Annotated in this window: 21 protein-coding genes; 17 read left to right on the top strand and 4 right to left on the bottom strand. The window is 33.8% G+C overall.

The genetic code is table 11. The features are described 5' to 3' along the window. Nucleotides 1-99 precede the first annotated feature (99 nt). Nucleotides 100-957 carry a sigma-70 family RNA polymerase sigma factor gene (locus ACFOWM_RS01720; RefSeq protein ID WP_379706199.1) on the top strand — a complete coding sequence of 286 codons (858 nt, stop codon included), beginning with the start codon at nt 100-102 and terminating at the stop codon, nt 955-957. Nucleotides 958-1004: 47 nt separating this feature from the next. Here ACFOWM_RS01720 and ACFOWM_RS01715 read toward each other — a convergent pair whose 3' ends face one another. Then, a complete protein-coding gene (locus ACFOWM_RS01715) occupies nt 1005-2801 on the bottom strand; it encodes a tetratricopeptide repeat-containing sensor histidine kinase (RefSeq protein WP_379706196.1) in 1797 nt (598 codons plus the stop codon). A gap of 161 nt (nt 2802-2962) precedes the next feature. Between ACFOWM_RS01715 and ACFOWM_RS01710 the strand changes: the two genes are divergently transcribed. The 9 genes from ACFOWM_RS01710 to ACFOWM_RS01670 all read left to right on the top strand — a co-directional run bounded on the left by ACFOWM_RS01710 (nt 2963) and on the right by ACFOWM_RS01670 (nt 11142). Continuing rightward, nucleotides 2963-4345 carry an SUMF1/EgtB/PvdO family nonheme iron enzyme gene (locus tag ACFOWM_RS01710; protein ID WP_379706193.1) on the top strand — a complete coding sequence of 461 codons (1383 nt, stop codon included), beginning with the start codon at nt 2963-2965 and terminating at the stop codon, nt 4343-4345. A gap of 26 nt (nt 4346-4371) precedes the next feature. Continuing rightward, nucleotides 4372-4812 (top strand): hypothetical protein, encoded by a 441-nt coding sequence (locus tag ACFOWM_RS01705; protein ID WP_379706190.1) that lies wholly within the window; start codon nt 4372-4374, stop codon nt 4810-4812. Next, nucleotides 4728-5438 carry a T9SS type A sorting domain-containing protein gene (locus tag ACFOWM_RS01700; protein ID WP_379706187.1) on the top strand — a complete coding sequence of 237 codons (711 nt, stop codon included), beginning with the start codon at nt 4728-4730 and terminating at the stop codon, nt 5436-5438. Before ACFOWM_RS01705 ends, ACFOWM_RS01700 begins: the two co-directional genes overlap by 85 nt. Before the next feature lie 92 nt (nt 5439-5530). Continuing rightward, complete coding sequence (locus ACFOWM_RS01695; RefSeq protein WP_379706184.1) at nt 5531-6415, top strand: DUF4249 family protein; 885 nt, start codon at nt 5531-5533, stop codon at nt 6413-6415. 29 nt (nt 6416-6444) lie between these two features. After that, nucleotides 6445-7380, top strand: coding sequence for a thioredoxin-disulfide reductase (gene trxB, locus ACFOWM_RS01690; RefSeq protein WP_379706181.1), 936 nt, complete (start codon nt 6445-6447; stop codon nt 7378-7380). Beyond that, nucleotides 7380-7730: a dihydroneopterin aldolase gene (locus ACFOWM_RS01685; RefSeq protein WP_379706178.1), complete on the top strand. Its 351-nt coding sequence runs from the start codon at nt 7380-7382 to the stop codon at nt 7728-7730. The genes trxB and ACFOWM_RS01685 overlap by 1 nt, the downstream gene beginning before the upstream one ends. A 2-nt stretch (nt 7731-7732) precedes the next feature. Then, nucleotides 7733-8485, top strand: a complete 753-nt coding sequence (locus ACFOWM_RS01680) for a hypothetical protein (protein ID WP_379706175.1) — start codon at nt 7733-7735, stop codon at nt 8483-8485. Nucleotides 8486-8521: 36 nt separating this feature from the next. Next, nucleotides 8522-9115 (top strand): DUF6992 family protein, encoded by a 594-nt coding sequence (locus tag ACFOWM_RS01675; protein ID WP_379706172.1) that lies wholly within the window; start codon nt 8522-8524, stop codon nt 9113-9115. An 86-nt stretch (nt 9116-9201) separates the two neighbouring features. Continuing rightward, entirely contained in the window at nt 9202-11142 is a 1941-nt protein-coding gene (locus tag ACFOWM_RS01670; protein WP_379706170.1) for a M1 family metallopeptidase, read from the top strand. Between the two features lie 47 nt (nt 11143-11189). On the opposite strand, the gene ACFOWM_RS01665 is transcribed toward ACFOWM_RS01670, so the two are convergent. Next, nucleotides 11190-12545: an MATE family efflux transporter gene (locus tag ACFOWM_RS01665; protein ID WP_379706167.1), complete on the bottom strand. Its 1356-nt coding sequence runs from the start codon at nt 12543-12545 to the stop codon at nt 11190-11192. Nucleotides 12546-12588: 43 nt separating this feature from the next. Here ACFOWM_RS01665 and ACFOWM_RS01660 point away from each other — a divergent pair, with 43 nt between their 5' ends. Then, nucleotides 12589-13419: a DUF3822 family protein gene (locus ACFOWM_RS01660; protein WP_379706164.1), complete on the top strand. Its 831-nt coding sequence runs from the start codon at nt 12589-12591 to the stop codon at nt 13417-13419. Then, nucleotides 13410-13949: an RsmD family RNA methyltransferase gene (locus ACFOWM_RS01655; RefSeq protein ID WP_379706161.1), complete on the top strand. Its 540-nt coding sequence runs from the start codon at nt 13410-13412 to the stop codon at nt 13947-13949. The genes ACFOWM_RS01660 and ACFOWM_RS01655 overlap by 10 nt, the downstream gene beginning before the upstream one ends. Before the next feature lie 2 nt (nt 13950-13951). On the opposite strand, the gene ACFOWM_RS01650 is transcribed toward ACFOWM_RS01655, so the two are convergent. Both ACFOWM_RS01650 and ACFOWM_RS01645 read right to left on the bottom strand, forming a co-directional pair. Next, on the bottom strand, nt 13952-14476 hold the full coding sequence (locus ACFOWM_RS01650) for a YkgJ family cysteine cluster protein (RefSeq protein ID WP_379706159.1): 525 nt from the start codon (nt 14474-14476) through the stop codon (nt 13952-13954). A 77-nt stretch (nt 14477-14553) separates the two neighbouring features. Beyond that, nucleotides 14554-15183: a hypothetical protein gene (locus tag ACFOWM_RS01645; RefSeq protein WP_379706157.1), complete on the bottom strand. Its 630-nt coding sequence runs from the start codon at nt 15181-15183 to the stop codon at nt 14554-14556. A gap of 224 nt (nt 15184-15407) precedes the next feature. On the opposite strand from ACFOWM_RS01645, the gene ACFOWM_RS01640 reads away from it, so the two are divergent. From ACFOWM_RS01640 to ACFOWM_RS01620, 5 genes are read left to right on the top strand one after another with little or no spacing between them, the layout of a single operon-like run. Further along, entirely contained in the window at nt 15408-17315 is a 1908-nt protein-coding gene (locus ACFOWM_RS01640) for a DNA topoisomerase IV subunit B (RefSeq protein WP_379706155.1), read from the top strand. Continuing rightward, complete coding sequence (locus tag ACFOWM_RS01635) at nt 17308-18090, top strand: class I SAM-dependent methyltransferase (protein ID WP_379706153.1); 783 nt, start codon at nt 17308-17310, stop codon at nt 18088-18090. Before ACFOWM_RS01640 ends, ACFOWM_RS01635 begins: the two co-directional genes overlap by 8 nt. A gap of 33 nt (nt 18091-18123) precedes the next feature. Beyond that, nucleotides 18124-18951, top strand: a complete 828-nt coding sequence (locus ACFOWM_RS01630) for a DUF1835 domain-containing protein (protein WP_379706151.1) — start codon at nt 18124-18126, stop codon at nt 18949-18951. Next, nucleotides 18941-19330, top strand: coding sequence for an SMU1112c/YaeR family gloxylase I-like metalloprotein (gene gloA2, locus ACFOWM_RS01625; RefSeq protein WP_379706149.1), 390 nt, complete (start codon nt 18941-18943; stop codon nt 19328-19330). Before ACFOWM_RS01630 ends, gloA2 begins: the two co-directional genes overlap by 11 nt. A gap of 3 nt (nt 19331-19333) precedes the next feature. Then, on the top strand, nt 19334-21847 hold the full coding sequence (locus ACFOWM_RS01620; protein ID WP_379706146.1) for a DNA gyrase/topoisomerase IV subunit A: 2514 nt from the start codon (nt 19334-19336) through the stop codon (nt 21845-21847). Nucleotides 21848-21921 lie beyond the last annotated feature (74 nt).

The raw sequence follows: 21921 nt of genomic DNA, 5'->3' as shown, positions 1-21921 counted from the left end.
CAAAATTTTTTCTATTAAATTTATCGTAAAGCAGCATTAAAGTTGTAACTTTGCAGTCGCTTTTACGTATATACATCATACAGAACATAATATAAACAAATGAGGCAATTAAAGATAGCTACTCAGATTACCAACCGTGACTCACAAGCGGTTGAGAAATATCTACAAGAAATTTCAAAAATATCGATGATTACACCTGAGGAAGAAACGATTCTTGCCCAGAAAATTAAAATGAACGACCAACGTGCATTGGATAAATTGGTGCAAGCCAATTTAAGGTTTGTGGTTTCGGTTGCAAAACAATACCAACACCAAGGTTTATCATTATCAGATTTAATAAATGAAGGTAATTTAGGTTTAATAAAAGCAGCACAACGTTTCGATGAAACAAAGGGTTTTAAATTTATTTCGTATGCTGTGTGGTGGATTCGTCAATCAATTTTACAAGCTTTAGCTGAACAAGGTAGGTTGGTACGTTTACCACAAAATAAAATCGGTACTTACAATAAAGCCAACAAAGCTTACATGGCTTTTGAACAAGAGCATGAAAGAGAGCCATCAACAGAAGAATTGGCAGAGTTATTAGAAATGAGTGAAACTGAAATCAACAATATTTTCCAAAGTAATACCCGACATACTTCGTTAGATGCACCTGTACATGAGGCAGAAGACGTTGCAATGGGTGATTTGTTAAAAGGTGGTTCAGAAACAGATGAAGATGTAATGCATGATTCACTAAAAAGTGAAATTCGCCGTGTATTAAAATCATTAAGCCCACGTGAAGCAGAAATTGTAAATGCTTATTTTGGTTTAGATGGTGAAAACGGTGTAACGATCGAACAAATTGGTCATAAGTACGATTTAACAAAAGAGCGTATTCGCCAAATTAAAGAAAGAGCTATCAAACGCTTACAAAAAGCAAGATACAGTGGTGCCCTAAAAGCATATTTAGGATAGTATCATCTTAAAATAATTAAAACCTTCTAAGCAATTAGAAGGTTTTTTTATGCCGGTACATATATAATAATACAAGTGCCTTTACCTGGTTCACTCGTAAAATTTACAGTACCGTTTAAAAAAGAAATTCTAGTTAATATATTTTTTAAACCAATACCATCTTTCTCCATATTGCTGGCAACATCAAATCCTACGCCATTATCTTCAATGGTCACCGTAATTTCATTTTGCTCTTTAAATATTGAAATATCTAATTCACTAGCCTGTGCATGTTTAATTACATTGTTTACACATTCTTGTATAACCCTATATAATACAGTTTCTATATTGTTACTTATATTGGTAGTGAAGCCATCACTATCAAAATGAACTTTCAATTTTTTATGATCTAGTTTATTTAAAAATTCATGAATAGCTTCAGGTAAATTATTTTTCAATAATGCATTGGGCATTAAATTGTGCGATACGGAACGAATTTCATTACATCCATCTTCCACCAATGAAACGATTCTTTCAAAGTATACTTTTTGATCAGCACTAGCTAATGTAGTACAATTTTCAAATGCCGATAAATTCATTTTTGCTGCACTAATTAATTGGCCTACACCATCATGTAAATCTGTTGCAATTCGTTTACGTTCTGCTTCTTCAGCATCTATTATGGCTTTTACTGAAAACTCTTGTTGCAAAAATCGTTCTGCTTGCAACTTAGCTTCTTGTCGCCATTGGTAACGTCTATATTGTGTAAATGCTAGCAAAGCGCCAAGTCCAACTAAAATTATAGTACCTATTAAAATAATACGTTGTTGTACAATTTTATTGCGTTGTTCATTAATAGTAAATTCTTTTAAATCAGTTTCGTAACGAGTATTTAATTCTTCTATTTGTTTTGATTTTTCAATAGAAAAAATAGTATCGTTGATGTTGTTTTTTATTTTGTTATAGGTGAGTGCAGTTTTAAAATCGCCCATGGCTTCTGCAATATTGGCTAATAGGGCGAAATTATTTCTTTTAAGTTCGGCATAACCTAATTGTTGTGCAATAACATTACTTGTATCAATAAATTGTATTGCTTTTGCATATTGTTTTGATAAAAAATAAGTATTGCCTAAATCAGTGTAGTTTAACCCTAGTGATAGAGAATCATTCATTTTTTTTCTAAACATCAATGATTGTAGTAAGTAACTTTCAGCTTGTGTAAATTTATTTTGCATAGTATAAATGCCTGCCAAATTGCTTAAGGCATAACATATACCTGTGGTATCTTTCCGTTTCTCATCAATCAGTAATGAGGTGTTGTATCGTTTTGTAGCTTCTGCATAATCACCTTTATACTCAAATACTACACCTGATTCGTTATAAATCATTGCTATACCTGCTGAATCTTTCAAGGTTTCAAAATGTTGCATAGCCTTATTGTAATTATCTAACGAACGCTTTAAATCACCCGTTTTACGGTACAATTTTGCAAGGGCATTGTAACTATTGGCTAAGTTTTTTAAATCTTTAAGTTGATCAAACTTTTTTACAGAGCTTATTAAATAGTTGGCTGCATTATTATAATCACCTTTAAAATAATATGATTCGCCTATTTGTCTTTCTAAAATACCAACACTCACTTTATCGCTTTTTTCATTTGCATATATAATACCCTGCAATGCAATTTTAATTACATCATCAAAATTTTGTTTACCAACTATAGTTCCGTAATGAATGTATTCAGCTATTTTTTGCTCATACGGCAAGTTTTCATTTGCTTTTATAAATTGGTTGACGGCTGATTGTGCAAAAATTTGCAACACATATTGCAGCAATAAAATGAGTAAGATGCTGATTCTTTTCATTAAAACTTAAAGTTTATTAATTAATTCATTCAAACATTACTATTTCATAAAAGTGATTTTTTTTAAGATGCAATAAATACCCAAAGCAGGGTATATATAGCGATTGTATAAAATTCAAATTTGTATGAACAACTTAAAAACAAAAATCTAAAAACGAACACATGAAAAAGCTGTTAATTATTATGTTCGCAACCTTGGTAAGTGTAGCCACTTTTGCAAATGATGTTTTGGTAAGTGCTATATCACTAACCGGACAAACAACCACAGGTGCGTTAAATACACATTACACTAATGTACAATTTAATATTGGTTGGAAAAACAGTTGGCGTACCAGCACCAACGAAAGTAATTATGATGGTTGTTGGATATTTATTAAGTATCGCAAACAAAGTACTTCAGTTTGGTTACATGCAACATTAAACGCAACCGGACAAACCGCTCCGGCTGGTAGTGTTTTAAAACCCTCAAACGATAGTAAAGGTGCATGGATTTACAGAGCTACTGATGGTATTGGTGATGTAACATACAATACAGCTCAACTTCGTTGGAACTATGGTGCAGATGGTGTTTTAGATAACGAAAATGTAGAAGTACAAGTATATGCTGTTGAAATGGTTTATTGCCCAACAGGTGCTTTTAACTTAGGTAACGCATCAACAGAAACATCTAAATTTAGAGATGGTGTGGTGGATACTTGGTTCCCTATTACAAGCGAAGCAGCAATAACTTGTGGTATATCTGCTGGTAATTTAACTGCATCAGGTTCTTTTTTAAACAGTGGTTCTATACCAGCCGCATACCCTAAAGGTTACAATGCATTTTGGGTAATGAAGTATGAGTTTAGTGAACAACAATATGTTGATTTTTTAAACACACTTGATCAAACAAACGCAACCAATAAAAACAATATTGGCGCAACAGGTTTAGTACCCAATATGGTTGCCAATTCTCCCGAAAAAGCTGCAAGAGGATTTAGTCCATTAAATTTATTAGCTTGGTTAGATTGGGCAGCAATGCGACCAATGACAGAATTTGAATTTGAAAAAGCATGTAGGGGAAATAACAATACACCATCACCATTAGAATATGCATGGGGTAATACTACCATTGCTCAAGTGGCAACACCCACGGCCCAAAATACTGCAACAGAAACTTGGGCTACAGGCAATGCATCTTATTCATCAAGTATTGTAATTCGCTGTGGCGCCTTGGCAACTGCTACAAGTAATCGAATTTCGAGTGGTGCTACATTTTACGGCGCTATGGAAATGAGTGGTAATAATGCTGAACCAACGGTGTACGCAGGTAACGCACAAGGCAGGTCATACACGGGCTTACATGGTGATGGTGTTTTAACTGCTACTGCTGAAGCCAATACGCCTAACTGGCCATCAAGTACTAATAACCCTTGTGTGTTATTTCGTGGTGGTGGTAATGGTAATGTTACATTTCAATTACAAGTATCTGATAGGTCGGCTGGCATAAATGATTATACCACACCAGCAACTGCAAATGGCGGTCGTGGCGTACGTACAGGCGAATAACATCTTTTCATCAAAAAAAATAATTTATGAAAAGTTATATAGCTACCATTTGTATATTGTTACTAAAAATAACTACAATAATTGCACAACCAATTAATAATGCAATATTTTTTGGAAGCGCTGGCGATGGTTTTTCAGCAGTAAAAAATAGTGTTGTAACCAATAATATTTTTTTCGGAGGTAGGGGTGATGGTGTCAACAAAGCAACTAACAATATTATTTCAAACAACATATTTACGGGTGGTTTGGGAGATGGTGTAAATGTTGCAAAAAATACTGTAGCTGTTAACCATATTTTCGTTGGCGGTATAGGCGATGGTTGGAGCCGTAATATAAACACTGCAACGGCTAATAATATTTTTAGTGGTGGTGTAGGCGATGGATGGAACAAACAAGTAAACTCAATAGTAGTAAACACCATTTTTTTGGTGGTAGTGGTGATGGTTGGGGAAAATTTAAAAATATAGCCAACCTTAATACTATTTATTTAGGTGGCAACGGCGATGGATGGTCAAGTGTTGTAAGACCCTTAGGTACATTGCCAGTTACACTTTTATACTTTACGGCCATTAAACAAAACAAAAACAACGCATTACTGCAATGGAAAACTTCACAAGAAATAAACAGTGCTTTTTTTGATGTTGAAAGAAGTGCAGATGCTATTATATTCAATAAAATTGGAACCGTAGCTGCCGCAGGCAATACAACAACCCCTACAGCATATAGTATTATTGATTATAGTCCTAATAAAGGATCTAATTACTATCGCTTAAAACAAGTTGATGTAAATGGAAGGATTTCCTATTCACCAACAAAAGTACTCTTGTTTGATGTTGATAATATTGATTTTGTAAAATACTATCCTAACCCAACAAAAGATATTGTTAATATTTCATTCACTAATGCTGCTGCAAATGAAGCCTTGGTGATCAATATCATCAATGAAATGGGTGTATTGGTTCACCAATACAAAACAACTTATAATTCAAATAATACCATACAACTCAATCTATCAGCCTTTGCTAAAGGAGTGTATTTTATGCAACTAAAATCAGCTACTATCAACAGTACTAAAAAAATAGTATTGCAGTAAATTTTTACCAATCAATCAACATGTTAAGAACCACTATAGAGTGGTTCTTTTCGTTTACTCAAATTGACGTAAATTTGCACAACGAAAAAAATATGAAAAAGTTTAAAATAGGGCTATTTCCACTTGTACTACTTTTTCTTACGGCTTGTGAAAAAGATATTAATTTAGATGTGAAAGCCGCTGAACCGTTACTAGTTGTTGATGCACAAATTGAAAATGGGCAACCACCTATTGTTGTATTGACAAAAAGCTTAGGTTATTTCAGTAAAATTGATCCACAAATTTTAGCGAATAGTTTTGTAAGAAATGCAAAAGTATACGTATCTAATGGTGTGCAAACCCATCAATTAAAAGAATATGCTACGCCATTGGCCCCTGGCTACACTGCTTATTTTTATAGTAATGATTTAACCAGCCCTTCAACTGCCTTTGTTGGGGAATACACTAAAACCTATAGTTTACGTATTGAAGTAGATAATAAAGTGTACACCGCCACTACTTTTATACCTAATAATAACATTACATTAGATTCTATTTTTACAAGGCGACCACCTTTTGTGGTTGATACCACTTTACGAACGTTGCAACTACGTTCAACCGACCCTGCTGGCTTAGGTAATTTTGGAAGGTATTTTACAAAGAAAAACAGCGGGCCATTTTTACCCGGTGAAAATTCAGTTTTTGATGATCAAATCATTGATGGTACCACATTTACGGTACAATTGCCACAAGGTATTGATAGAAATAATCCGCCAAAAGCTGATAGTAATTTCTTTAAAAGAGGCGATACAATTACTTTAAAATATTGCAATATCCCTCAGTCTACCTTCACTTTTTGGAGTACATGGGAGTTTGCTTTTCAAGGTATTGGTAACCCTTTTGCACAACCTAATAAAGTTTTAGGCAATATTTCAAACGGTGCATTAGGAGCATTTTGTGGCTATGGTGTACAATATAAAACCATTATAGCACCTTAAAATAACATAAACAAAAAAGAAGATAAAAAATGAACGAAAAAGTAAGTTGTTTAATTATAGGTTCTGGTCCGGCTGGTTATACAGCGGCAATATATGCTGCAAGAGCAAATATGAAACCAGTGTTGTACCAAGGTATACAACCGGGTGGACAATTAACCATTACAACAGAGGTAGAAAATTATCCTGGTTATCCAGAAGGTATTCAAGGGCCCGAAATGATGATTCATTTTGAAAAACAAGCGGCTCGTATGGGTACAGATATTCGTTATGGTTTAGCCACCAAAGTTGATTTTAGTAGCCGTCCATTTAAAGTTGAAATTGATGAAGAAAAATGGATTGAAGCCGATGCGGTAATTATTAGCACTGGCGCTGCTGCAAAATGGTTAGGCATACCTAGCGAACAAAAATTAAATGGGCATGGCGTAAGTGCTTGTGCCGTTTGCGATGGTTTTTTCTTTAAAGGCAAAGAAGCAGCTATTGTAGGAGCTGGCGATACGGCTGCTGAAGAAGCATTGTACTTATCTAAAATTTGTAGTACAGTACATATGATTGTGCGTAAAGATGTAATGAGAGCAAGTAAAGTAATGCAAGAGAGGGTATTGGCTACACCAAACATTAAAGTATACTGGAACAGCGAAACAGACGAAATTTTAGGTGAAGAAAAAGTTACTGGGGTAAGAATTTTAAATAACCAAACCAACGTAAAAACAGAAATACCTGTAAGTGCATTTTTTGTTGCCATTGGCCACAAACCTAATAGCGATATTTTTAAAGATTACCTCACACTTGATGATGCAGGTTACATTGTAACAACACCGGGTACATCTAAAACAAATATTGAAGGGGTTTTTGCAGCAGGTGACGTGCAAGATAAAATTTACCGACAAGCCGTAACAGCAGCAGGTAGTGGTTGTATGGCGGCTTTAGATGCAGAACGTTTTTTAAGCGAAAAAGGCTTACACTAATGTTTACCATTCATTTGAATAAACTAAAATACTTTGCTCATCATGGTTGGCATGATGAGGAAAGTATTACGGGTGCTTGGTTTGAAGTTTCAGTGTCAACATCTTTTCATGAAGAGGGCAGTATCACTAATTTAGAACAAACCATAAATTATGTGGGTATAGCCGCCATCATTAAAAAGAATTTTGAACAACCGGTGGCTTTGCTTGAAACTTTAGCACAACAAATTGTAGCTGAAATTAAAGCTGCTGAACCCCGTATTATACAAATTAACATAACTATTGAAAAAGTAAATCCGCCAATCCCTAATTTTACGGGAACAGTAGGCGTTACTTATTCAAAATCGTTTTAATAATGAAGTGGTTGTTAATTGTATGTACATCTTTATTTATCACTTTGTGCACATCTGCACAAGATGTAAATACTATTATTGCAGATGCTCATAAAATTGAAGCCATCCCCAACGAAAAAGGTGCCTTCTTAAAGTTTAAAGAAGTACTCAAAATACAGCCCAATAATTTAGTTGCACTTGTAAAATGTAGCGAATTATGTTGCAGAATTGGCGCTAGAGAAAAAAATACCCAAGTACGTGATGAGTATTACAATACTGCTGTGATTTATGCAAAAACGGCATATCGTTTATACCCCAATAGCGATGAAGCCAATGTAGCTATGGCTTTAGCCATTGGTAGAACTATTTTATTAAAGAGTGGTAAGGAAAAAATAGTAGCTGTAAGAGAGCTTAAAGCCTATGCTGATAAAGCTGTTGCAGTTAATCCTAGTAATTTTAAAGGCTGGCATATTTTAGGTAAATGGCATTATGAAGTAAGCAACCTCAATGCCATTGAAAGAGCAGGCGCAAAAATTATGTATGGGGGTATACCTTCCGCTTCTCTTAAAACATCCATATCATCCTACGAAAAAGCAAAAATGTTGAGCCCCGGTTTCACGTTAAATTACTTAGAACTAGCCAAAGCCTATTGGCGTAATGATGATGATGATAAAGCAATTGCACAACTTAATTACTTGCTTACTTTAAAAAATCAAACGGAAGATGATCCTCGTATTAAGGAAGAAGCCAAAACCTTATTAAAAAAATGGCAGTAAATATGGTGACATTTTAAATTATACTTACATTGTATAATGAAGTTTATTTACACTTTTACGATGTTCGTTTTTAGTTGTTGCAATAACCTTTTTGCACAACAATTTTCCCTACAAACATTCAACGCAAAGCAAGAAAAAATCAGTAAAAACGGTATAAAAGTATTAGGCAGTTTTGCAGGTGCCAATATTATTTATGGTAGCATTGCAGCCAACCAAACTAATGGTAAAACCAAATACTTTCATGAAATGAATGCCATTTGGAACAGTGTAACGTTAGGAATAGTTGGTTTAGGTATATTAACTTCAAAAAAAGGCGAATTAACTTCTTTCAACAGCACCCTAACCAAGCAACAACAAATCGAAAAACTTTTCTTATTCAATATCGGATTAGATGCTGCATATATTGCAGGTGGAGCCTACATTAAAGAACGTTCGTTCAACAGTAAAAAAAATGCATTGAAGCTAAAAGGTTACGGCGAAAGTATTATGTTGCAAGGTGGCGCCCTTTTATTGTTTGATGGTGTTATGTATTATTTGCAACACAAGCATGGTAAAAAATTACAAGCGGCGACGGAGAAGCTACAATTCACTACCACAAGCCATGGTATTGGTTTGTTGGTAAGATTATAATCACCATTTATCATCAAAATAAAGCGCTAAACATTATATACGTTTTATAAATTACACCATAATTACCTTTAACAAAACACTTATTTATGCAAAAAACTATAGCATTTATGCTAGCTTTTATGAGCCTAACATTTGTTGCATCAGCTCAAAAAACGAGTAACTATGATCCACATCAATTGTTTTCACCATTATTTTACGGTGACGGTAGTGCAACAAGAGCGGCCGATGGTTCACCCAATAGTAATTACTGGCAAAACAGGGCTGATTATCAAATAAACGCTAGTTTAAATGATGAAACGAATGTAATAACGGGCAGCGTTACTATTACATATAAAAATAATAGTCCGAACAACTTACCTTATTTATGGTTGTATTTAGATCAAAATTTATTTTCAAAAGATAGCCGTGGACAAGCTAGAATGCCGGTAGATGCTAGAAGCAGGTATGGTAGTTCTAACAGTAATTTTGATGGTGGTGTAAAAATTGGTTCTGTAAAATTGGTGAATGATAATGCGGCTGCTGATTATATTGTTACAGATACTAGAATGCAAATTCGTTTACCAAAAGCACTTAAAGCCAACGGTGATATCATCAAAATAAAAATTGATTATTCATTTGAATTACCAAAAGAAGGTGCTGATAGGTGTGGTATTTTAAATACTGATAACGGTAAAATATTTGCCGTAGCACAATGGTATCCACGTATGTGTGTGTATGATGATGTGGAAGGATGGAACACATTGCCTTATTTAGGCCCAAGTGAATTTTATTTAGAATATGGCGATTTTGAATATAACATCACCGCACCAGCATCGCATATTGTAGTAGGCAGTGGCGAATTATTAAACCCTGCAGAAGTATTAACCGCTACACAATTAAAACGCTATAATGAAGCAAAGTTGAGCGATAAAACAGTTATTATTCGTGGGGCTGATGAGGTGACCAATCCATCATCTCGACCAAAAACTACGGGTACTTTAACATGGAAATTTAAAATTCAAAACAGCAGAGATATTGCATGGTCATCATCAAAAGCATTTATTTGGGATGCCGCAAAAATTAATTTACCTGATGGTAAAAAAGCTTTGGCACAAAGTGTATACCCCGTTGAAAGTAATGGTGTAAAAGCTTGGAGCAGGGCTACTGAGTATACCAAAGGCAGTGTTGAAAATTATAGTAAACGTTGGTTTCAATATCCTTATCCTGCTGCTACTAATGTGGCTACTAATATTGGTGGTATGGAATATCCTGGGATTGTTTTTTGTGGTTCAAATGCTGTACAAGGCGATTTATTTGGTGTTACAGACCATGAATTTGGGCACACATGGTTTCCGATGATTGTAGGTAGTAATGAAAGAAAATATGGTTGGATGGATGAAGGCTTCAATACTTTCATAAATACCTTAGCGTTGAAAGATTTTAATAAAGGTGAATACGATGGTACTGAGCCTGCACCATCAGCATTAATGGGTTATTTATTTGGTCCACAAAGTGAAAGTATTTTAAATACACCTGATGCCATGAAGGAAGCTAACATTGGAGCGGCATTATATTACAAACCTGGTTACGGATTAACCTTATTACGTAATAATATTTTAGGGCCTGATAGATTTGATTATGCATTTAAAGAGTACATAAAAAAATGGGCTTACAAACATCCAACACCGTGGGACTTTTTTAGAAGTATGGACAATGCCAGTGGTGAAAATTTAAGTTGGTTTTGGAAAGGTTGGTTTATAGAGAACTATAAATTAGATCAATCAATTAAGGATGTAACTTTTAGTGAAACAAAGGGAGCCATTGTAACGCTTGAAAATTTAGAGAAAATGGCCATGCCAGTTTTGTTGAGTTACGAAACAGTAAGTGGTGTAAAAGGTACTATGAATTTACCAGTTGAAATTTGGAACAACACCAGCACATTTAAAGTAAAATTACCCGTTAAAGAAGCGGTGAAAGCAGTAACAATAGATGCTGAAAAATTATTTCCTGATGTAAATGCTGGCAATAATAAATGGACAGCTAACTAAATTATTATTTGAAATTAAAAAGCCGCAAACATTGTTTGCGGCTTTTTTTATGATGTGATAGGTTTCCACTTACCTGTTCGTAAATATAAAAACGACATTGTAAATATTACAGACCAATATACAAACTCATTACTCCAGCCCATTGCCAGCGACATGTAATTTATTTTCATGAAGTAGTAAGTATAACCAAGGTATAGTGAAATAGCAATAATTTCAATCATTAAATTAATATTTGTTTTGCCAGTACCAGTTACACCATTGAGCCAAATATTAGCAATACTCATAAACATCATACCTAACGAAACCATTCTAATTACAGCAATACCTTCTTTAATAAATTGTTCATCTTGCCCAAATAAATTAAAAAATACTTCAGGGTAAATATTTAAAATTAAAACTGGTACCGCACAAAAACTTATACTCCAAAAAGTGATTTTTTTTATGGCTGGCAAAATATCATTAAACCTTTGTTGCCCCATTAAATTGCCCACCATTGTATTGCATGTACTTGCAAATGCCCAAATAAAAACACCAGCTAATCCAAATACGTTCCGCATTACGTTACTAATGGCTTTTGCATTGGTGCCTCTGCCTTCTAACAATAAAAAAAATACCAACCAAGTGGTAACACTTATTACATATTGTGCCACCAATGGCAACGATACTTTCAAAATTTGTTGATTAATTTCTTTTTGAAATTTAAAACTCTGTAGTAATTGGTATTTTGATTTTAGTCCACTTGTTATTATAACAGATAATACCACAGCCATACCAGTAAACTCAGCTAATATTGAAGCTACTGCAGCACCATTAAACCCCATTGCAGGGAAACCGGCATTTCCAAAAATTAATAACCAGTCAAACAAAATATTTACAGCCGCTTCACAAATAAATGCGAACATTAAAAACCTACTGTTGAGTGAGGCTACCAAAAACGCATTACCCATTTGAAATAGGTATAAAAATGGCAAACCCAATATTCTAATCTTTAAAAACTGCATTTCTTGTGGGTAATCTTTTGGGTCAGCTACTGCCTGCATTATGTAAGGTGCAACCAGCCAAGTAAACAAAATACCTATTAATGCAAATTGTAAACTAATGCGAATGCCTTGCGATAAAATTGTTTTAAAATTTTCAGGATTACCGCTACCAGCATTTTTTGAAAATACGGTTTGCATGGCATTATTTAAACCATGACCAGCCACTGCAAAAATCAAATAAAATACACCAGTAATACCTGCATTTCCTAATGCCTCCCCACTTACTTTTCCTAAAAATATGCTGTTAATCAACATATTTAATTGGGGTATAAATATGGAAAGTGTGATGGGTAATGCAATTGAAAGTACTTGCTTATTGGTAACCTCAACTTTTAAATCATTAAATGTGCTTGTAATACTCATATGTCAGCAAAATTATCTTATTTTGCCTGCTTAAATTCATGGTTTGAAAATAGCATTTAAAATACCTCCCACTATTACCGATTTCTCTCAAAAAAAATTATTGATTGAAGTGGGTGATAATGATATTTGTTTCTTGATTTACGATAGCAACCCATTTACGGTATTGGGTTTGTATGTGTTTGATTTTGATAAAAATATTATTGCAACAGATTATGCTGCTCATTTAAACAATATTATTGATAACGAAAATATATTGTCTGCCCAATATTCAGCCATCAATGTGGTTTATAATTTTAAAAATGCCACTTTAATACCTACAACATATTTTTCAAATGATACTAAAGAAGCCATTGCTGCATTACTCTTTACCAATGTACATCTTCAAAAAATTAAAGTAACAACTGTTGCACATTTAAATGAGGTGAAGTTATTGTATGCCGTGCCAACGGTTATTGAAAATACCTTGTTACAACATTTTTCAACAGCAATATTTACACATGCAAATGCTTTACAAATAAAGCAACCACCCACACCTCATTTTTTACAATGTATCGTATACCATAGTACTATTAAATTAATACTATACAAAAATGAGCATTTACAAATTATACAACTGTTTGATTATAAAAATCCAACAGATGTAAGCTATCATTTACTGAATGTTTGTGAACAATTTGATATTTTACCAGTACATGTTCATTTACAGTTGGGCGGTTTTATTGAGGTTGACTCATACCTGTATGAAAATATTTACAAATATTTTTTAACAGTACAGTTAGCTACATTGCCTGCTGATGTTACTGTTGCAGCAGATGTAGCAACAATACCAGCTCAATATTTTACTCATTTAATAACGGCAGCACAATGCGTATAATTAGCGGAACCCATGGTGGCAGGCGTATTGCACCTCCTACTAATATGCCACATACAAGGCCAACTACTGATATTGCAAAAGAAGGCTTGTTTAATATTTTGCAAAATCAACTCGACTTTGAAGAATTGGTAACACTTGATTTATTTGGAGGTACGGGCTGCATTAGTTACGAACTTGCAAGTAGGGGTGTACCCGACCTTACCATCGTTGAGAAAGATACCAAAATGTACGAATTCATTAAAAAAACAGCTACTACTTTAGGTTTCGAAAATTTTAAAGTAGTAAAAAGTGATGTGTTTATGTACATCAACAGTTGTTCCATGCAATATGATTTTATATTTGCCGGTCCGCCATATGCATTAACAACTATAGATGATTTGCCATTAAGAATTTTCGAAAAAAACTTACTAAAAAAAGGTGGCCGATTTATTTTAGAACACACACCGAGAAACGATTATAGAAAATTTGATCATTATGTTTCAGAAAGAAATTATGGAACCACCATTTTCTCAACCTTCATCAATGAATAATTTTAGGCAGTAGTGTTGGGTCTATTCATAAATCCAGATGCATACTGTAGTTCTTCAATAACATTATAAATTATGGGGCACATAGCATAGTGTACTAAAGTGCCGAATAGCCTACCTTTAAAATTAGGTTCGTGCAAATGAGGAAATGCCCTACATTCATTAAAACGTTGTTCGTAAATAGTGCATTTAGACGCTTCTAAAAAATGACAAGGTATTGTACTCATAATCAATTTACCTTGTAAACTTTCTTCTAAATATTGTTGTTTAAAAGCAACCGAACTCATTTGTAAATGTGCTGCAACAGTTTCATGTTCTTTATCGGTTACATTAATCATTAATTGTCTACAACATCCTCCACAAGTGGTACAATCAACCAATGGTGTAACAACTTCGTTGATAGCATGCACCATTTCATCAAGCACTACACCATCCATTTTTTGTAAATACATTCTTAGGGCATCATGTCTGTCTTCATTATTATTAGCCGCTTCTTTTATAAAAACCCTATCTGTTATTATTGGTTGCAATTTTTTTATTTAAAGGTATACAATAAAAATGCGAAGTCATAACAACTTCGCATTTATCTGCTGCTTGAACAATGTTATTATTTTAAAATGCCATTATCAACTAAATCTTGAACAATACGCTTACTATTATTGTTGGCTAAATTTCTGGCAGATGATGGATCGTACGATTGTGTTTGTACAGAGTACACCATATCGCCAGAATTAATATCATACAAATTTGATTCTAAATAATAGTCCGTTGATGTGGTATAATAACCTGGTTGATACACCCTATCGTAAACTGTGGTATAATATCTACCAAATCGGTTATAATACACACCCACAGGTTGGTAACGTACATTGCCTGGCTGGTAACTTTGGTCTTTTTTCTTATCAAGCAAAGCAGTTGTAATTACCGCATCAAAACCACTGTTTTTCAATTTTTCAGCTATTTGATCTTCAGGTACTTTATCAAATGCCTTTGGTCCAAACTCTTGCATAGCGGTTACTGCATTGTAGCCTTTATCTTTCAATTTATCTGCTAATGCATCTTCAGTTGCTTGTCTTAAAGCCCTATCTTTTTGCTGAAAAATTCCCAATACCAAAATCTTTTTGTAATCTTTAATAACCGCTTTTTCATCTTTGTATGATGATATTACTTGTGTGCTGTTGCATGATGCCACAATAAAACTTAACATCATTATAGCTACCCATTGAATCTTTTTCATATCACTTATTTTAAAGTTGTTGATTCAAATGCTGTTCCAAAATTTACTGTTTGTATGTTAATGCCAGCTTTTAAATGGATACACAAAAAAGAATTATATATTTGCTAACATTTTTAGGATACTTGTGGAAAAAACATAGTTGTATTTTATTAAAGGCTTACTTTATATTCGCAGCATAGTGCAACATTTGCCACAGTATCACCAAATATTTTAGGAAAAATAGCATGTCAGAAAAAGAAAAAATAACATCTACATACGATGAGGGCTCAATTAGGAGCCTCGATTGGAAAGAACATATTCGCCTTCGCCCCGGTATGTATATTGGTAAATTGGGTGATGGTAGTAGTCCTGATGATGGTATATACGTTTTATTAAAAGAGGTAATTGATAACTGTATTGATGAGCATACCATGGGATATGGTAAACATGTTGATGTAACCATCAACGATAAAATTATTACTGTTAGAGATTATGGTAGAGGTATACCCTTGGGTAAAGTGATTGATGTGGTGAGTAAAATAAATACCGGTGCTAAATACGATAGTAAAGCCTTTCAAAAAAGTGTAGGTTTAAATGGTGTAGGTACAAAGGCTGTAAATGCTTTAAGTACTCATTTTAAAGTTACCGCCTATAGAGAGGGCAAAGAAAAAACAGCTGAATTTAATAAAGGCGAATTGGTTAAGGAGCATAAAGAAATTGCTACTAAAGAAGATAACGGTACGTTCGTAGAGTTTATACCAGATGAAACTATTTTTAAAAACTTTCATTTTGTACAAGAATATTTAGACAATCAATTTTGGAATTACTGTTACCTCAATGCAGGTTTGGTAATGAATTTAAATGGTAAACGCTATGTAAGTAAAAATGGCCTTTTAGATTTGTTACAACGTAAAACCAATGTTGATGAGTTGCGTTATCCCATAATTCACCTCAAAGGCGATGATATTGAAGTTGCTATAACCCACGAAAATGGCTATGGTGAAGAATATTATAGTTTTGTAAACGGGCAATTTACTACACAAGGTGGTACGCACTTGGCCGCTTTTAGAGAAGGCTTTGTAAAAACTATTAGAGAGTTTTTTAAGAAAGATTATGATGCGGCTGATATACGTGGTAGTATTTGTGCAGCTGTTTCAGTAAGGGTGCAAGAGCCCGTTTTTGAAAGCCAAACCAAAACAAAGTTGGGCTCACAAACAGTTTATGAAAATGGGCCAAGCATGAAAAATTTTATTGGCGATTTTTTATTAAAAGAGCTAGATAATTTTTTGCATAGAAACCCAACAGTAGCTGATGCGATGAAAAAGCGCATTGAACAAAATGAGAGAGAACGTAAAGAACTTGCTGGTATTAAAAAATTAGCGAACGAAAGAGCCAAAAAAGCCAACTTACACAACAAAAAATTAAGAGATTGTAAATACCATTATAACGATGAACCTACCGGTAAAGACAAAGACGTTGTAATAGAAAAACAAAAAGAAAGTACCATTTTTATTACCGAAGGCGATAGTGCAAGTGGTTCAATTACCAAGTCACGAAACGTAAATACGCAAGCAGTATTTAGTTTAAGGGGTAAGCCTTTGAACTGTTTTGGTCTTACTAAAAAAATTGTTTACGAAAACGAAGAATTCAATTTATTACAACATGCTTTAAATATTGAAGAAGGCTATGAAGGTTTGCGTTATAATAACATTGTAATTGCTACTGATGCTGATGTGGATGGAATGCACATTCGTTTGTTGCTAATGACTTTCTTTTTACAATTTTTTCCTGATTTAGTGAAGAATGGCCATGTGTATATTTTAGAAACACCATTGTTTAGGGTACGTGATAAAAAGGAAACCATTTATTGCTACGATGAAAATGAAAAACAACAAGCCATTAAAAAACTAAGTGCAAAGCCTGAAATCACTCGATTTAAAGGTTTAGGTGAAATTAGTCCGGAAGAGTTTGCCCGTTTTATTGGTACTAATATGAAGTTACAACCACTTATACCAGAGCAAGGTGAACACATGCAAGATTTATTAGAATATTACATGGGTAAAAATACACCGAGTCGTCAAGATTTCATTATTGATAATTTAAAAATTGAAATTGACGAAGCAACACCAATAAACGAAACAGCCGATGTTTGAATTTCATAAAGATAGAAAGCGGTATTTTGACATGCAAATAGAAAATACCCATAACTATGTGCTGCCATTTATTGAAAAGAAATGCAGCATACAACCAGGTATGCGTATTTTAGAAATTGGTTGTGGTGAAGGTGGTGTGCTAAAAGCCTTTATTGATAAGGGTTGTAAAGGAGTAGGCGTTGAGTTAGATGAAACGAGGTTGGTAAATGCAAGGCTATGGTTACAAAAAGATATTGAGAGAGGTGCAATACATTTTATTTCAAAAAATATATACGATACTACAGCAAATGAATTAGGAGGTGCATTTGATGTAATCATTTTAAAAGACGTAATTGAGCACATACATGATCAACCCAAGTTAATGCGCTATATGCAAACGTTTTTAAACAAAAATGGTGTTATATTTTTTGGATTTCCTCCTTGGCAAATGCCATTGGGTGGCCACCAACAAATTTGTAAAAACAAATGGTTATCAAAAATTCCCTATTATCATCTTTTACCAAAAAGTATTTATAAATGGATACTAAAAAGTAATGGCGAAAATTGGGAAGAAATGTTAGAGATTAAAGAAACAGGTATTTCCATTGAACGTTTTGAAAAAATTGTAGGGCAAACAGGTTACACAGTATTACACCATACGCATTACTTAATTAACCCAATTTATCAATATAAATTTGGTTGGAAACCACGAACACAATTTAGCTTCATAAAAGCCATACCGTGGGTTCGTAATTTTTTTACAAGTTGTGTTTATTATCTTATTCAAAGGCAATAAACACATATTTAATTTAAACACAATTATTAGTTGATGATACATATTGTTTTTAGCGACGCTGATGCAAAAATTTTACAAGAGGTAATAAATTTAGATGAAACCCTTGCTGGTGAAGTAGTAACCATTACTGATGACTATTCAGTTGGTCCCATTGAAAACATATATGTAGGGGAGGGTAGAGCTGCTCGAAAAAATTGGTGGTTAGCAGTATTGGCCGCTGGCGATTTTTCGACCAAACATTTAGATGATGAAACCAATGATTACACCACTATTGCACAAGTAGTAGGTACGTTGCGAAGAAATGAGGAAGAACAATTATACATTTGGGCAGCACAAAATAGTAGGGATGTTTGTGGGTATTATTGGTTGTTGCATTTTGTAAAACCTTTCCAAGGAAGGGTGCAAATTTTGTACTTGAATAACTTGCCATTCATTAATGAAAAGGGTAACATTTTTTACCCAGAATATTTACATCAAATACCAGCCAAAGAATTTTTAAAAGCAAAAAAGTTAGCAAGAGAAATTACATTGAGTGAGTTAGAAGTTGACCCCGATGAGTGGCAAAAATTAATGACAGATAACAAAACCATTCGTTTGTTAGAAGGTGGTAAAAAATTAGCGCAACACGATGAAACTTTTTTTGATACTGAAATAAAAAAATTCGTTGGTAATGATTTTCAAAAAGCTACCAAAATTGTACAACAATACCAATCAAAATCAAAAGTGGCTTGTAGCGAAGCATATTTAATTTGGCGATTGAAAACATTAACCGCTAACAATATTTTTGAAATGCAGGGTGAAGGTAAATCACTTAAAGAAATTGAGTTTAAACTATTAAGTAAGGTTGAACATGAAAATTAATTGCATTCATCATGTTGCAATCATAACCGATCAATATGAGGCAAGTAAGCATTTTTATGTAAACATATTAGGGTTCAACGTTGTGCAGGAAGTTTATCGTGAAGCAAGAAATTCTTATAAATTAGATTTATCTATTAATGGTCAATATCAAATTGAATTATTTTCATTTGATGATGTAGCAAAAAGAGCCTCTTACCCAGAGGCAAAAGGATTGCGACATTTAGCATTTGAAGTAGATGATGTAGAAGCAGCAGTAGCACATTTACAGCAACACGGCGTAGCAACTGAACCAATAAGAATAGATGAATACAGTAATAAAAAGTTTTGTTTTTTTTATGACCCTAACGGTCAACCATTAGAGTTATACGCATCAATATAAATTATGGCAAAAGCAAATAAAGAAGAATATAAACATAGCAACTCAGGTATTGGTGGTCAATACAAAACATGGTTTTTAGATTATGCCAGCTACGTTATTTTAGAACGTGCTGTACCAGCCATTGAAGATGGACTAAAACCAGTACAACGCCGCATTTTACATGCCATGAAAGAAATGGATGATGGTAGGTTTAATAAAGTAGCCAACATCATTGGTCAAAGTATGCAGTATCATCCGCATGGCGATGCTAGTATTGGTGATGCTTTGGTGAATATCGGTCAAAAGAATTTACTTGTTGAAACACAAGGTAACTGGGGCGATGTACGTACAGGTGATGATGCTGCTGCACCACGTTATATTGAAGCTAGGCTCAGCAAGTTTGCATTAGAGGTTGCATTTAATGCAAAAACTACCATTCACCAATTAAGTTATGATGGTAGAAAAAATGAACCCGTAACATTACCAATGAAGTTTCCTTTGCTATTGGCACAAGGGGCTGAGGGTATTGCCGTAGGTTTATCAACCAAAATTTTACCGCATAATTTTTGTGAACTAATTGAGGCTTCTATAAAATGCTTACGTGGTAAAAGATTTGAATTATTGCCTGATTTTTTAACAGGCGGAATTGTAGATGCTACCAATTATAATGATGGTAAACGTGGTGGAAAAATTAGGGTTAGGGCCATTGTAGAAGAGCTTGATAAGAAAACATTGGTTATTAAAAGTGTACCATTTGGTGTTACCACTACAACCTTAATGGAAAGCATTGTAAAAGCAAACGATCAAGGTAAAATTAAAATTAAAAAAGTAACCGATCATACCGCTGCTGATGTTGAAATTATTATTGAGTTAGCCCCAGGTATTTCACCTGATATTACAATAGATGCTTTGTATGCATTCACTGATTGTGAAGTGAGCATTTCACCCAATGCTTGTGTAATTGTAGATAACAAACCACAGTTTTTAACGGTGAGTGAATTATTACAAATTGCAACTGACAATACTAAAAAGTTATTAGGCTGGGAGCTTCAAATAAAACTAAGTGAACTTCAAGAAAAGTGGCATTACACCTCACTTGAAAAAATATTTTTTGAAGAAAAAATTTATAAAGAACTCGAGAAAAAGCATGAAACTTGGGATGCTGTTTTAGCCGCTATTGACAAAGCTTTTACGCCTTTCAAAAAATTACTTAAGAGAGCTATCATAAGAGAAGATATTGTTAAGTTAACAGAAAAACCTGTAAGAAGAATTTATCGTTTAGATATTGACGAACTGAATGAACAAATTAAACAACTTGAAGCAGATATTAAAGATGTACAATACCATTTAGAACATCTTACCGACTTTGCAGTTGCATATTTTGAAAATTTATTAAAGAAGTTTGGCAAAGGCAGAGAACGTAAAACAGAAATTAAAGCTTTTGATACGGTACAAGCAAAATCAGTAGCAATTGCTAATATAAAATTGTATGCAAATTATGCTGATGGGTTTATAGGTACTAGTCTTAAAAAAGATGAGTTTATCGGTGAAGTATCTGACCTCGATGATATTATTGCTTTCACCAAAGCTGGTGTAATGAAAGTGGTAAGGGTTTCTGAAAAAACATTTATTGGTAAAGATATTATTCATGCTGCCGTGTTTCAAAAAAATGATGAACGCACAACCTATAACATCATTTATGTAGATGGGAAAACGGGCATTAGTTATGCTAAGCGTTTTAATGTAACGGGCATTACAAGAGAGAAAGAATATGATCTTACCAAAGGAAGTGAAAAAAGTAAGATTCATTATTTTTCATCGAACCCCAATGGTGAGGCTGAAGTGGTGAAAATTATTTTGAGCCCAAATTGTAGTGCAAAGAAAAAAGAACTTGATTTTTATTTTGAAGAACTTGAAATTAAGGGTAGGGGTGCTATGGGTAATCAAGTAACCAAATACCCAATAAAAACGGTTCGGTTTAAAGATGCTGGACGATCAACATTAGATGCCAAAAAGCTTTGGTTCGATAATAAGTTTGGTAGATTAAATACCGAAGAAAAAGGACAATACCTTGGTAAATTTGAAGCACAAGATCGTATTGTGGTGTATTACTTTGATGGAAATTACGAAATCATTGACCAAGAATTAACGCAGCGTTTTGAACCAGAAAAAATTATTTTGATGGAAAAATTTGTACCAGAAAAAGTAATTGCAACGGTGTACCTCGACAATGAAAAACTTCAGTACAATGTAAAGCGCTTTAAAATTGATACCACTACATTGCATAGTAAATTTATGTTTATTAAAGAAGGTAAAAATAACGTAGTAATGGCTGTTTCATCAAATGAGCACCCACTGCTATTAGTAAAAACAGGTAAAGGTCAAGCACAGCAACAAACAAAATATAAAATAGACCAACTTGTTGAAGTTATGGGAAGAAGTGCAGTAGGTTCAAAGCTTACAGACTTTAATAAAGCTGTTGAAATGGAGTGGGTTGTTCAACAAGAAGAAACCCCACAAACAGCATTATTTGATTAAGTTTTAAAAGAGTTTTAAAAAAGAAGAGGCTATCTCATTTGAGATAGCCTCTTCTTTTTCCTTATAATTTAGAA

Origin of the sequence: Ferruginibacter yonginensis (assembly GCF_042651465.1) — a bacterium.
GTDB lineage: Bacteria > Bacteroidota > Bacteroidia > Chitinophagales > Chitinophagaceae > Ferruginibacter > Ferruginibacter yonginensis.
The sequence above is the reverse complement of the archived record's forward strand: the minus strand, read 5'-3'. Positions and strand labels throughout refer to the sequence as shown.